Origin of the sequence: Candidatus Merdisoma sp. JLR.KK006 (assembly GCF_036941035.1) — a bacterium.
Lineage (GTDB): Bacteria > Bacillota > Clostridia > Lachnospirales > Lachnospiraceae > Laedolimicola.
In genome coordinates, this window is record NZ_JAYMNS010000011.1 from 100,037 (window position 1) to 115,249 (window position 15,213).

Sequence of the window (15,213 nt, forward strand, 5' to 3'; positions counted from 1 at the left end):
CGATATGAGGTTCTGGCACTTAATAAGTGACATTTTTTGAAATGTATTATTTCCACCGGATCAAAAAACAGGCATGCCTGTAATTAGACATGCCTGTTTGCTTCTTTATGGGTCTTTTTTATTTCTTTTCCTCGTGATACTCCTTCTCCGTATTCACACTCCAGATATTCTTCTTATCCTCCCTGCCGCTTAAGATATTGCCCACAGCCTCAAAGGAGGTTGCCATGGAATGATCCATGTTGTTGTAGCGGTGCTGACCGTTGCGGCCTACGCAGTAAAGGTTGCCGAAACCATTGAGATAGGAAATCAGGTCATCCATATGCTCATAGGTATCAAAGTACGCCGGATATGCTTTTTTCACCCGCTCTCTGTGGGAATCCAGCACATCACTCTCACGGGAAATCACACCCATTTTCAAGAGCTCGGCTGTGGCGTATTTTACCCATTTTTCCTCACTGAGCTTCCAGTACTTGTCGCCTTCGCTGCAAAAATACTCCAGACCGATCCAGACAGTTTTCTCCGGTTCTGCCACCATGTAGGGGGACCAGTTATTAAAGATCTGAATACGCCCCAGCTTCACTCCCGTATCCTGGACATAGATCCAGCAATCGGGTACAATGTTGTTTAAGGTCCTAAGCTTGGTCTCATTTTTCAGATTCAGCTTTTTTACCAGAAGTCCTACGGTCACGAAATCACGATAGGGTAAGCCTGCCGCAATCTCAGCCTTATCCTTCGGCACATCGTTCATGCCTGCTATCAGATCCTTTACCGGCATAGAAGAAATAAATACATCACCTTCCACGGTCACTTCCCGGCCATCGCATTCGTAGACAATGCTTTCCACCCGATTTCCGGCGGTATTGATCTTTGTTACTTTACAGCCTTTGCGGATCTCTCCGCCCATCTTCTCTACTTCCTCCGCCGCTGTCTCCCACAGCTGGCCCGGACCGTATTTGGGATAATTGAACTCTTCAATCAGGGATGTCTGTACATGCTTCTTGTCCTGCTTCCCCGGAAGAAGTTTCACCAGGTTGTCCTTTAGAATTCCCATGATGGAAAGGCCCTTGGTCCGCTGTGCGCCCCAGTCCGGCGCAATCTCTCTGGGATGACGCCCCCATAGTTTCTCTGTGTAGCCTTCAAAGAACATAGAGTAAAGCTTTCTGCCGAAACTGTTAATATAGAAGTTCTCCAGCGAGTCCACCGGCTTTTTAACTACTGCTGTCTTCAAATAACTGCAGCCAGCCACCACCGTATCCGCAAAACCCATATTCAAAAACAGCTTTGCATTCAGCTTAATGGGATAGTCGAAAAATTTCTTTTTATAGTAAATACGGGATACTCTGTTACGGGTCAGCATGACCTGATCCTCTTTCTCCGGATCCGGACCGCCCTTTTTCAGCGGCAGGGTACGTCCCAGCACCTTATCATCATAGGAAGGCTTGCCCTGAAGGGGCATGATCTGATCCCACCACCGGGTTACTCTGTCATCCTTGGAGAAAAATCGGTGGCCGCCGATGTCCATCCGGTTTCCATTATAGCGGACAGTTCTGGAGATTCCGCCAATCTCCTGACTTTCCTCCAGCACCAGTACCTCATATTCCTTTGACTGCTTTAACAATTCGTACGCCGCCGTCACGCCTGCCGGACCTGCGCCGATGATGATCGCTTTCTTCATTTGAAGCTCCTTTTTTGTTCTTTTACCTGTTATTCTCTGCTGACATTCTCTTTTGTATCCAAGTTATTTTTCTATTGTACACGATTCTTTATTAGCCGTCAAATATTTACATGATGATATCTTCATCCTTTTATAGCTGTTGAATTTTAATACTCAGATTAGCTTTTTGAAACTGGCATCTGCTTTTAATGGCGGATAGAAAAGTAATTGATCAATATTTCCTTGATATGATTATACCGTCTGGCATAGGCATTCTCCACCCGGATAATCTGCATCTGATGGGCTCTGCAAATGGCGTTCTTTTTCCGATCCCGTTCCCTTACAATCTCATCCTCAAAATGCTCTTTCCCATCCAATTCAATGGCCAGCACAGGAAGCTCCTGCTTTCCCTGACGCTCATAGACTACAAAATCGAATCGGCCGGAATAGAACAGATCCTCATGGCTTATATTGTCCATAAATACCTGGGAAACCGCCACTTCTTTTCGCACTGAATAGCGGCTTTGGGAAAGCCAGATATTTTCCAGGGCATGGGTCAGGTTGGCAAGAAATGCTTCCTCCATAGCCGTGCTGAAGGGCTTGATTCCCAATGCCCGGGAGTTGGCTTTCTTCTGACTCACCTGGGACATTCCGTTGGCCTGCACGTACTTTACAAGCTCATAGAGATCATCACTGCCCTCTTTTTGATGGAGCCGATTCAGATTTTTGGAATCCGACAACACAATGAGCTGATCCTTTGCACGGGATGCGGCTACGTTGATTAGCTCTCTGTTATTCTTCAGCCATTCATAGGTGCCTGCCTGGGTACTGTCCGAGATGGCCGTGGAAAAGAGCACCACATCCTTTTCATCTCCCTGAAAGGCATGAACAGTCCCGCATGCTACATGTTCAAGCCCCTCCTTTTTCAAAGCCTCATCAATTAGCTTTTTCTGATTTACGAAGGGCGTAATGACGCCGATACTCTTGTCTCTGTGTCCGGCTGCGTATTTTACAATCTCCCTGACCTCTGACGGGGCCGTATTTTTCAGGTCAGAGGGTTCATTTTTTACATCCACATAAACGAGAGGGTGGGGCTCCTTGCTGTCAGAGCAGATGTTCAGCTTGGAGTTGTAGTATTTCCGATTATTAAATTCTATGATTTTCTCATTGCAGCGGTAATGGTTGTGGAGCAGCACCTCATCACTGACGGAATCACAGGAGAGAAAGGTTTTGTAAATAGAATTGGCACGGTAATCGTATTCATCAGATACGTTGTATTTCTTACGGAGCCGTTGATTTACCAGCGGATCCAGAAGAATCACCGGGTTAAGCTGCTGGGGATCTCCCACCAGCATAAGCTGTTCCCCACGTATAATGGGAACAAGAGAAACTGCCGTGTTGCACTGGCTGGCCTCATCCACAATTACCATGTCGAACATGGCCTCCGGAGCTCCAAGCCTGTGGGCGGAGATGCAGGTGGTAATCATCACCGGAAATACCCTTTGGAGCTTTTTCACATGTTCTGTTTTGCTCAGATATTTTGAAAATGCCGATAGCTGCTCTTCTCCCTCTGCCTCAAATAAAATCTTCCTCAGGTCCTCGTATTTGGGCTCGTCCAGCCTTTGAATATATTTTGCAGAGGTGTAGTAAAGGTATTTGTATAACTCCTCCTCATTATCATCCAAAAGGCTTAAGGCTTCCTGGTCCGTAATCTGCCCCTTGTCGGTAATTTTCCTGCTCACCTGCTGAAGCTGTCTTCCCTGCAGGTCTGCCTGAAAGGGAAGAAGCCCGATGGCTCCCTGTAAACGGCTCTGATATTCGGTCATTCGATGGAGGGTTTCTCTGCGCTCTTTCAGATCCAGAACCTCCTCATAGCGGGCCAGCAATCCGGACAGTTCCCTGGCGCGCTGAATACGGTCATCCTTTCGCTTATCCAGCGTGGATTCATATACAGTGATGGCTTTGGTCTGCATATAAAGCTGTTTTAAATACCGGATGGCTTCCCTTAGCTTCTCCACATTTCCCAGACGAAGAACGGGAAAGGGAATTCTTTGATTATGGTATTCCAGCCCAATCAGCTTTTCAAATACGCTGTTAATGGGATGATTATTGTACGAGGTAAACAGTACTGTCTTTTCGTTGAAAAATGCGGTTAAAATGGTATTGAGAATGGTATTGGTCTTGCCCGTTCCCGGAGGGCCCTGAATATAAGCCACGGGATATTTCATGGCATTGTTAATGGCCAGAAGCTGATCCAGGTTGATCCGTTTATTCAGCAAGGTAATGGGACATGCCTTTTTCCGGACAGGGCGATTCAGAAGATCCCCGAAAAACGCCCGGATAGGAACTGGAATCTCTTTTTTCTGGTACATATTCATAATTGCCTGATACTCTTTATGGAGGTCCAGCGCAATGTCCATGCCAAGGCCGATTACATAGGGCATATCATCTACGCTTAGTACGGAACGGTTGTAGTGGGTGATGCAGTCCTTGATCCGCTCCTGATGTTCCTCAAAATGCTCCAGAAGCTCGTATTCGTCTGCGTCCAGATACCGGCGGATGCTCTCTACGGTGCCGTCAACGGTGTATTCCGTGCAGATAGTAATGTCCTCATCCGGACGGAGCACCTGCCGTTTCACATCCAGGCGAAGACGGCGGTAGGCCAGCACATAGAGACCTTTGCCGGTATGGATGCTGAGGACATTCATGGCAAGCTGCTGAAGGCTCAGGCGCCCGTCAGGGCGCTTTTCTTCTGTCTTTAGCTGAAAGTATTTTACGATCATTCGGAATTGTTCATCGTCAAGCTCATAGCATTCCTCCCCAAAGCTGTCTCTGTCCAGATAGCGGATCAGCTCAAAGTCGGAATAGTATGGCACCGTATCCATGCGGTTGCACATTTCCAGATAGTTTAGAATTTTTAGGTTGGCTACGTGGTCGAAGAGACTTTTGTATTTGTGAGGGTTAAGATAAATGTCACGGACAAGGCGCTGGTTGATTTCGCAGTAGGAACCCTCAATGACCTCTGAGGACAGGATGGAATCTATGTAGATGCGGTCGTAGGAACTCAGGGTGTACTTTCCGGTATGGAGACCGTCTACAGAGAGGGTGCGGCTCTTGATGTTCAGATCACGGATGCCTATCCAGTAGCTGGTGATCTGGTTTTCGATGTTTTGGTATTCGATTTTCAGCCATTTTCCCTCGTGTATGGCTTTGAAGATGTTGCGGTGGGTGTTATTCATAAGGCTCCCATTCCTCAATCATTCCTGACAGCATTTCATCCAATTCCCCCAGCATTTCCTGAGCTCTGGCATCTCCTTGTTCTGACATTTTCTCCAAAAGCCCCAGCAGCTTTGGATTTCCGGAAATCATATAGCAATACATCTGCAGACCGGACACCATTTCTTTATTGAGGTGTTTTCTGGCATACTTCAGCAAACGCCTTTCCGAAAGATCACTTCCGTCTTCTGCAAAGCGCTCTCCATAGGAAAATAGCTGCCATTGTATCTCAAAAGGAAGTCCGAAAATTTCTTCCGCATTCCGGGGCTCCGTAAAATCCTCCTTGTCATTCAGCACCAGATAAGGATTATCCAACTGTTCCTTTTTGGCATATTCTATGCGGGAATAACCGCCCAGGCCGGCAACCGGCAGATGCAGATATAATTTACTCAGCTCATACCAAAACCACACCTGCCCGGAGTCATCTAATTCTTCAAGAAGCTCTTCCAGGACTTCCAGATAGTCTTCCCATTTATAATTTGCCAGGACAGCAAAAACGATCTCTTGGGTCAGCTCACCAAGCAGATAAATATCTTCCGTGAAATTTGACATAAGGCGCATCAGCCCCTCTGTCTGTTCCGCCATCCATTCCTCATACCCGTCTAATTCTTTTTGAGCCACAGGCCTTTGCCGTGATGCCGGAATCAGCTCTTCCTGTTCTCTTAATGCATAGGATATATCCAAGCCAAATGGAGCTGCTATCCGCTCTCTGCTTCCCAAGAGATGACCTGTATACACCTCCTCTAACAGCCTTAAACGGAGCATAAGATAGACCTTAAATTCTGTCTGGCTGAAAGTATATGAATAACAGGTACACAGTTTATCATAAAGATCCTTTACAGAAAGAATTCCGTAACGGCACAGGAGCATACTCGTACGATAATCCAGCTTTTCATATCCTTTCACAATCTTCTGCCAGCTTCCTGCCTTTTGTCCATGTGACAAATACGAAGCGCATGCTGACTTGGATGTAAAATTACGGGAATCCTGAAAGAATTTCAGGAAATATTTCTTAAAATCCGCCGGCAGCTCCAGGCGGATATCCGTTTCCTCTTTTGTCAAAAGCAGATCTGCCATCCCTAAATAGAGCAATACCTTCAATGCTTCCGCTTCCTCCTGGCTGAGAGAAAGCTTTTGATTTTCCTTTAAACGGCATAGGCGGAAATAGAGTTCTAAGCCTGTCCGTGGAAGAAGCACCATAGCAAGCCAGGTGTTTTCCTTTAGGTTGCTGCAAAATGCTTCTGATAACTGCTTTTTCTTCCAGTTGGCTGCTACCGGCAGGGAGGAATAGCGGCAGTAGTTCAGGAGATTGTCTTTCTTTGATATCTCTAAAAGCTCTGCCTGGGAATATTTTGATGCTCCCACGGTTACACGGATATTCTCGTCATATTCATGCATCTCCCAGAAGCTGTCCCATACTTGCTGTTTTTCTTCCATGGTTTTGAGATGCTGTCTGCATGGAGTGGATGAATTATGTATTGTTTTCTGTTCTTTTATGCTCTGGTTTTCCGGAGTTCCCTGTTTTGTGTGGTATAATCTTTGGAAGAATTCTTCGTTTCGGTACTGCCAGTCTTTTGTAAAGTTACAGTATTCCTTTAACCAGTTATTTATCTGTTTGTCATCATTGGTTCCCTTTATCCGGGGATATGTATAGGATTCTTTGTCGTCTATGGATTCAAGCTCCAGCAGACAGGCGAAGGTTCCCGGGTAGGGATTTAAGTAGCGGATTTGCGGGTTTTGTTTGAAGGCTGAGACTGCTTTGTAGTCTTCGGCTGTGTTGGCCTCGATGGCGTGGCGGGAGGTCATTAGCATGAAGCTGTAGTAGGCTTCGTGGCTTAGCTGCAGGATGAGATCCAGGGCGGCATGGAGGTGGTGGAAAGTGATTGCGGCGGGCAGGGTCAATTGGCAGGATTGGATGTGGGGAGTGGGGAATTGGGGGGTGAGTTTTAGTGTTAGCATAAGGGGCTTCCTTTCTAAATACATTTACTAGTATAGCGTATTCAAAGTTTATGTGGGAAATCATATCTCAAGCTCATCCATTTTGTATGTCCAATGATATACTACCGGATGTTCGTTGATTTCGGCAATATACTGATATATCCGTTCTTCCAGTTCCTCTTTGGAATCGACACGGATGCCCTTCAGACATTGCTTCCCCATCTTTCCAAAGAAACCTTCAATCAGGTTCAACCATGAACCATGTTTGGGTGTGAATACAAATTCAAACCTCCCCGGTCTTGTTGCAAGATATTTTTGAGTCTCTTTGGATGTATGGGCGGAATGGTTATCCAGGACAAGCCGTATTGTATCATGTTCCGGATACTTCGCATCAAGCTTACGGAGCCATGAAATGAAATCCGAGCTTTTATGGGTATCACTTACAAGGGGGATAATTTCTCCTGTAAGCAGGTCCATTCCTGCAAGTAAGGACAATGTCCCCAGACGTTTATACTCATAATCCCTTCCGACAGTACCGTGTGTCTGTGTCGGCGGAAGGTCCGGTGCTATGTTCTTAAGAGCCTGGATGCCATGTTTCTCATCATAGGAGACAGTCACTGTTTTGGACTCTTCCATGTTGATGACAAGATTCCCTTCTTTGTCAAAGCACATCTCTACCTGCTTATATACAAGGAGGACGTCATGCATTTTTGTCTCAAACTCGGGATCCTTGCGTTCAAGGTAATAGCTGATCTTATTGGGCTTTATTTCATTGCCTTCAAGAATGGAGCGAACAGTAGCATGGGAAATACTCTTCAATTCGGGGTATCCCGCTTCTATGCAGCAGGACTGAATGTACTGCTGCAGCGTGCGGTATGTCCACAGTTCCTGTGCCCTGCCCAGATCCTTCGGCTTTGTGCATGCAATGTTGGTGATCCAGATCTTTTCCTCATCTGTTATGGAGTTTGGTTTACCAGACCGGGCAGCATCATTCATTGCATACTCAAGCCCTGCGGCTATATATTTGTTGACGAAATTAGCTACTGTGTTAGGGTGGACACCGATTGTCTTCGCTATCTCAGTGTTGGACATTCCATCTGCGCTATAAAGGATAATTTTTGCGCGTTGTACCTTACAGTATTCCGCAGTCTGGGATCGAGCAATTTTTTCCAGAACTTCGCAGTCGCCATCTTTCAATATGATGTTTCCGTATTTTTTGTTTCTGCCCATAGTTTTGTCCTCCATACCGGTTGATAAAACCACTATAGCAGATATACATTATTTACACAAGAACTTTCAATACGCTATACTAGTCTTTCTTTTAACTTTCACATTAGCCTCAACTATAAGATTTTTCTTCCAAGCTTAATACCTTTCTGTAGTAAATTCTTATATATCAGTTATTAGTCGTTTTATCTATCATAATTATTGAGTCTAACAACTATCTTTTCATATTTGTTAATGCATCTTTTCTGTTCCCCTCATAATTCGTTGCTACAATGTATAAATCAGTAAGTCTTTGCATTTCATCATCTGTTAAATTATTTTCAGATTCTAAAAACATAATTAAAAATCTAATTAATGTCAAATTAACTCTATTGATTATTTTTTTCCCATCCCACATAACTCCTCGCCATACTTTTGTATTCAAATCCATTGGAATATCGTTTAGTCTCCTCAAGGTATCTTCAAACGAAATATGAGATCTTTCAGATATTATGTAAGAAGCCTTAACAAATTCTATTATACCAATTGGTCTAAATAAAATATTACCACCATTTTTATTTCTATAATTCAAGGCAGGATTATCATTGATTAACAAATAATCCTTGACTGCAGAAATATTATCAATAAATGCATTCCAATATTTTTTCACATACTCTAAAGCATCCTCAATTGTCTCATTTGCTGGCCTATATAACTTATATTGTTTCATCTTTTTATCTGACAATTTAATAAAATTTTGTATTAGATAATCATTACACTGATATAAAGCAACCAATGAAGTAAATGCGTTTGTATTAGTTACAGCAATTTGTTTATTCCTATTGTTACACATTCTTTCCCCTTGAAAAAGAGAACACTCTTCTACCAGTTCCCGTGTAACAATAGCGACTATATCATCTTCATCCAATGCAATTTGATAATTATCTCCAACTGGTTTCGCTCTTCTATTCAAAGTAGAAAACAATTTTCTAGTTCGGCGTTTTCCCTCAATATCATTTCTATGCGCTATAAAAATTACAGGAACTTCTTCCTCGGCAACCTGCTCATTCTCTTTTAAAGCTTCTATTATTCCTTTTACCCTATGCTGTCCATCAACTGGAAATATTCTTACTTCCTCATTCAATTCTAAAAAGCCAACATTAGAATATTCCTCATATTCTTCTCCAAACTCTATCTCTAACCATTTAGGATCTCCATCATAAATGGCTAAAACTATAGCATTAAAAAATCTCTGATTTTCATGAAGAATATACTCCTTTATACTTAAATAATTATCTGTCAGCTGTCTTTGCAATAAATCATTTAAGCAGCTCGGATTACAGAACTCATCTACTGACGGTGTAACAAGTTCTGAAACTTGTTGAAATTTCATTATACCTGTATAATATCCCCAATCACCCATATGCCCTCTAATTACCGGTATTCTCATTTCCAATCTCCTCCCTAAAACGCTGCATCCACAGCTGCTTTAACAGTTTTAATCAGCACTTCTTTATTACAAGGTGGTTTACCAAAAGTTGCAATAAGCCTATCCTCCAGCTCTTTTATATCGCTAGAGCTTGAATTCATCGGAAGATAGTATACATATATATAATCTCCCCATCTATTAAACAGACTATGCAGTTTTGATCGATTATATTTACTTCCAAATTGCCTTTTATATGATCTAACTCTAGCACGCAGATTCTCATGTTCTGTTTTTGTTGCCATTCCTATATACATCACATATGTACCACAATTAGGAATTACTGGAGGTACAATTGCATATACATAGATACCGCCATACTCTGTTGGAATTTGATTAATATCTGGATTAAGTTCCCCATTTGAAGCAATCATCTTTATCTTGCTCCACTTAGAATAATCTACATTAATCCCGTCTAAATTAAATTTCCCCCACAATTCTGGGCTTAATATAAATTCTGGTTTAAAATCATTCAAAATACTTTGTACCGGATCATATAATGTCCCCATAAATATCCCTCTTTCGTTTATAAAGTTCTTATATTAATTAAGAATTTTAGTAAGTGCAAATACAATTTTTTTTACATCTTCTACTGTATTATTTTTGCCAAATGATATGCGAATTGTTCCTCTTGCCAAAGCCTCATCCAATTTCATTGCTTGAAGAACATGTGAAATCTGTGTATTAACACTATCACATGCAGAACCTGTTGACACGCTTATTCCCATTAAATCTAATCTATGCAGCAACACTTCTCCTTCATAACCAGGAAAAGAAAGATTCACATTCCCTGGAATATGTACTTCAGCTCCATTTCTTCGATAAACAATATTATTTTCCCTCAGTCCATGTTCAAGCACTTTTTCAAGATGAAATAAATGCTTTTCGTTTTGTTCAAGTTCCTCGCAATTCTTTTTTAACGCATACGCCATTGCAACAATAAATGCAATATTTTCTGTTCCGGCTCTTAACCCCTTTTCTTGAGCGCCTCCATTCATATAGGGGGCAATCTGCACTTTATTCTTTTTATAAAAAAATCCAATTCCCTTGGGCCCATTAAATTTATGTGCAGAAGCAGAAAGCATATCAACATTCAAGTCTTTTACATCAATTTTCACATGCCCAACAGCCTGTACAGCATCTGTATGAAACAAAACATCTCTATTATGTGCCGCTTCAGCTAACTCCCTTATTTGCTGTATTGATCCTACTTCATTATTTGCAAACATAATTGTAACCAATTTTGTATCACTATCCAGATTTTCTTTAAGCTCTTTCACCTCGACCTGGGCATTTTTTGTAACAGCCAAATATTTTATTATCATGCCTGCATCATTAAGTATTTTGCATGTATTTAGTATTGCATGATGTTCTATTTCAGAAGTAACAATATTCCCAATAAATTTATTCTTAAAAGCAACTCCTTTAAGCGCCCAATTATCACTCTCTGTTCCCCCAGATGTAAAAAAAATTTCCTCCGGTTCTGCATTAATACATCGAGCGATTGTTTCCCTGGCATCTTTCAATGCCCTTTTCCCACTTCTTGAAAAAGAGTATGGTTGTGACACATTTCCATATTCCTCAAGTAAATACGGTTTCATTGCCTCAAATGCATCCATATCCAATTTTGTAGTAGCAGCATTATCAGCATAAATATATTCTTTCATAAAAACCTCATTTAAACAGGGTGCAGCCCTCTTCTTTAAATTCTTCTATTTTAGCTATTAATTCTTCTTCAGTAACCTCAAAATACTCTGCAAGGCATGGCAGGCAATAGTATCTTGTACTTTTTTTATCTATCATTTTTTTTACCAGTCCTACTTCATCTTTGGATAAAGGAGTTTTTCCACACACATAGCAGTATTGAGTTCCCAATCTATCATTCCTCCACTTCCCTTACTGTAAATACCGGAAGATCCTTTCCTGCATATTCATTATCAAGCAAACCTAACTGATATTTAATAGTATCCCTCATTCTCCTTGCTCTGTCTAAGCAATATCGTTTAAACTCTCTTGTTGTTATATCCGAAGCCTTTTGAACATATGGAAACAAAAGCTTTAAATATGCTGTTGCAATTCGTTTCACAGCCTCTGTATCTCTGGTATCTGCTCCATCTGGAACAATAACAAGCTCATCTACAATGCTTCTATAAGACATATCATTTCGCAGTTCATGCATAATTGCACAAAAATACTCCGAATTAAGAGCCCATCCACATACTTTTAGGTCATCATTCATACGTGGAATATTCCATCCCTTTATAAATCCATGAAAACGCTCTATCAATGCAGATTCGTGAAAAACTTCTGGCAGTTCTACAAACATATTTGCATATCCATCAAAATCCATAATTTCCTTGCGAATATTCCCACACAAAATCATCCCTGCGTCCGCAACACCTTTATGATCACCTACAGTATATGTTCCCTGCTCAAGATATCCTTTTAATGCTGCCCGCATCTCATCTGTATCTGTAAATTTAATAGTTTGAATTTCATCCAAAGTAACAAAATCATTGCCAGCTATCAGGCCCTCTCTGCGCTTTACCTGATCATAAAACATCTTTGCCCTGCTCATAATCCCACCAGAGGACAGCCATCCATATCTACTTACATTTCCAAATAAATATGATTTTCCTGTCCCCTTTGGCGCTAGTTCAATAAGGTTTAATCTCTTTTCTACAAAAGGAAGCAACCTTGTAATCATAGTCAGCTTTTCTTCTTCCGAATTATATCCAGATGCATTGTAATCGACCGCACCTAAAATTACATTGAGCCACTCATCTATCCTAAAATCTTTACGTGCATCCTTGAATTCTTCAAGATCAATATTATATGGACAAAAATTTTTAAAAGATAATAATTTAATCTTTCCGGACTTTGACACTTTGGCTTTTGAATTTCTTTTCTCATATTCAAATTCTATATCAAAATCATCTGGAGATCTATAACCTAATTCAATCATTCCCCATGTTTCCTGAGTTTTTACAAGTTCATCCTTACACGATTCCCAAACATAACTCTCTATAGTAGTATCTCTAAATCCAAGCCCAAAATCAGGTAACGCAAAAGACACTTCACCTGTACTAATATCAATATTTATACATATTTTTGCTAAAAATTTCACTCTTTCCCCTTCAATAATGATTCGATTTTTTATTGATGTCCAATCATCTTTTCTGGGAATATACTTTTTTATAAATAGAGCTAATTCTTCTTTATCGAAGTCTCCTTTATCATCCTCAAATTTCTTTAACAGCCAATCTCTCATAAACGCTGGAAGACTTAATGTCGAAAAAAAATTTGTTCTTTTTAGATCTTTAAATACAACCATTTCGTCAAAACAATTACAAAGCTTTTCTAAATATTCCATCCAGCATCTCCCTAAAACAAATCTTCAAAGTCTTTATTCTCACTTACTATTTTTCCTTTTATATTAAGTAATACATTTCCAATAAGATCATTTCCATCATATATATCTGCCCTACATTTTCTCCGCCTTTTAATATCCTCCAGAAGAATAGAATAATGAGTCCTGTCTTTGGCATATGCAATATACTTATTTCCATCAATTACCAAGTATACATTATTGATATTATCAACATCAGAAATATACAATTCTACCAGCGTTCCCTTATGGCGATCTACCTGTAAATTATCTCCATTTAATACTCGTATGTCTACATCTGACTGCTTTTTAAGCTTTAATGTTATAATTGGAACAACAACTTCTTCTAATGATGCCCCTCCATGAGCCTCAACATTTGCTGCCCTGCTTCCCTTATAACGACTATAATCTGTTCTTACAAAATATCCATTTTCTTCAATAACAAATTCTCTATCATTCTCATCATAAGCTTTACAACAACGTCCCGAATGTTCCCCTTTTGTATCTGTTAGATGCGGATTCACATCTTTTTTAATTACTGCTAATCTGGAAGCGCCATGATCACTAGCAATAACAAATTGACAAAACTCATGCATTGCAAGCGATGTTGCCACTGAATCAACAGCGTTTTTAATAATATCTAATTCGCTCACAAGATGGAATGCTTCCTGACCATCTTCATAGAAAAAGCCACCTTTCTCCTTATGCTTGATATTATCCAGTTCTTCTTCTTTATACTTCTTTGGACCATTCCATCTCTCATAAAAACTCCTATTAACTGAAGTTATCGTAGGCAAGTCTGCTCTGGCAATATCAATATGAATTGACAATCCTTTTTTATTGGCCAATTCTGCAATATATGACAAGTGCTCTGCGCCCAGCGCATCAATCCAATATAAACAAGTCTTACTTTTATTCTCTATTTTATTGATTGCTGCATCTCTCGTCTGAAGTTTGGTGTAAATATAATTCTTTCCATAATTATAAACTAGTTGCATAAATTCATCACTAATTCTATTTTCCACCTTAAGAAATTTATATTTATCAAAATAATCTGTTAGTTTTTTTGATACACTTCCACAGTTAAAAATATACTTCTTTAAATACATCCCTAATGCTGGATATATTTCTGCAATAAAATCTTTCCAACCATTTTGAGCAACCCAATGTATAATCTCTCTCCGTTCTAGAATTGTATTATCTGTATATTTGTAAATTTCTTCTATGGGATCAATCTTATTTTCATGCACAAAAATCGCTATGGCTGATTCTGGAAAATTTTTTACTAATTTCTTTCTTCCCTCATACAGTTCTTTAAATTCCCTGTCATTATGAGACACTTTTGTAATCCCTGTTAAAATATTCTCCTTTAACTGATTAGCCCGCTCTGTCATATTAACAATATATCTTAAATACTTATTTTTTATTTTATCATTATTAATCTTTAAGTTTAGAAAATACGACCAAGTTTCATCATTATCTCCTAATACATGATCATATATATCATATTCATAATCCCTATAAACCAGAAGACGCATCCGTGTATCCTCTGGATAACATCTGAAACCATTCAACACTTTTGTCCATTGCTCATCACTTCCATATTGTTTTTCTAATGGTATTCCCAAATGCATATTTTCTAAAGCCATATGTGCATTATTAATTACTGTAACAGGAATCAGAGCATCATCAAAGGTCAAAGCAGACTTCATTTCAACGTTATTAGTCATTCCATCTTCTAACAACCCAATCAATTGTTTAACTCCACTTTTCAGTCCAACAGCATCTTTTATCTTATTATTTATTACTGTTATACTTGAAACTGTATTTTGAGAAAAGTATACAAGCTTTTTTTGTATTAATCTGTCATCCTCTTTAACTATGTCTCTCATTTGTGGAGCTATTCCCCGTAGCAAAATTACTACTCTGCCATTTCCAAGCGTTATATTCTTCAACCTCCTTAATGTTTGTTTCGTTTCCACTTCTCCTCTTAATGCAAGATACTCTCCAAGCCCCACTACTACAATCTTATTACTTTTGCAGTCAACATCTAGAGTACGAAATGAATCTACCACCTCATCGATATCCGGAAATTTATCATCTTTATAACAGAATGCGCTAATTCTAACCATATCCAGCCCATTCTCTTGAAGTTCATTTAATACCTCCCTATATTCTTTATCTCCGACAACATAAAAGAATGGTTGTCCCTTCGCTGCATCTATATATTTATAAATTTCCAGACACAACATATTATTTATTTTC

General features: G+C 40.0%; 10 protein-coding genes. All 10 read right to left on the minus strand.

Translation table 11 applies throughout. The features are described from left to right. Nucleotides 1–118: 118 nt before the first annotated feature. The gene (locus VSQ61_RS10970) at nt 119–1,675 is read right to left on the minus strand and encodes an NAD(P)/FAD-dependent oxidoreductase (RefSeq protein ID WP_334344471.1); all 1,557 of its coding nucleotides are present in this window, start codon (nt 1,673–1,675) and stop codon (nt 119–121) included. 185 nt (nt 1,676–1,860) lie between these two features. Beyond that, entirely contained in the window at nt 1,861–4,893 is a 3,033-nt protein-coding gene (locus VSQ61_RS10975; RefSeq protein WP_334344472.1) for an AAA domain-containing protein, read from the minus strand. Next, the gene (locus tag VSQ61_RS10980) at nt 4,886–6,889 is read right to left on the minus strand and encodes a hypothetical protein (protein WP_334344473.1); all 2,004 of its coding nucleotides are present in this window, start codon (nt 6,887–6,889) and stop codon (nt 4,886–4,888) included. Before VSQ61_RS10980 ends, VSQ61_RS10975 begins: the two co-directional genes overlap by 8 nt. Nucleotides 6,890–6,949: 60 nt before the next feature. Beyond that, the gene (locus VSQ61_RS10985) at nt 6,950–8,098 is read right to left on the minus strand and encodes an IS630 family transposase (protein ID WP_334344474.1); all 1,149 of its coding nucleotides are present in this window, start codon (nt 8,096–8,098) and stop codon (nt 6,950–6,952) included. Between the two features lie 211 nt (nt 8,099–8,309). Next, nucleotides 8,310–9,524: a DNA sulfur modification protein DndB gene (locus VSQ61_RS10990; protein WP_334344475.1), complete on the minus strand. Its 1,215-nt coding sequence runs from the start codon at nt 9,522–9,524 to the stop codon at nt 8,310–8,312. Nucleotides 9,525–9,538: 14 nt separating this feature from the next. Beyond that, nucleotides 9,539–10,069: a GIY-YIG nuclease family protein gene (locus tag VSQ61_RS10995; RefSeq protein WP_334344476.1), complete on the minus strand. Its 531-nt coding sequence runs from the start codon at nt 10,067–10,069 to the stop codon at nt 9,539–9,541. 33 nt (nt 10,070–10,102) lie between these two features. Beyond that, nucleotides 10,103–11,227, minus strand: coding sequence for a cysteine desulfurase family protein (locus tag VSQ61_RS11000; RefSeq protein WP_334344477.1), 1,125 nt, complete (start codon nt 11,225–11,227; stop codon nt 10,103–10,105). 7 nt (nt 11,228–11,234) lie between these two features. Next, a complete protein-coding gene (locus tag VSQ61_RS11005) occupies nt 11,235–11,435 on the minus strand; it encodes a hypothetical protein (protein ID WP_334344478.1) in 201 nt (66 codons plus the stop codon). Nucleotides 11,436–11,439: 4 nt separating this feature from the next. Continuing rightward, nucleotides 11,440–12,933 carry a BREX system Lon protease-like protein BrxL gene (gene brxL / locus VSQ61_RS11010; protein ID WP_334344479.1) on the minus strand — a complete coding sequence of 498 codons (1,494 nt, stop codon included), beginning with the start codon at nt 12,931–12,933 and terminating at the stop codon, nt 11,440–11,442. A gap of 11 nt (nt 12,934–12,944) precedes the next feature. Beyond that, the coding region (gene pglZ / locus VSQ61_RS11015) for a BREX-4 system phosphatase PglZ (RefSeq protein ID WP_334344480.1) at nt 12,945–15,213 on the minus strand (2,269 nt) is incomplete at its 5' end.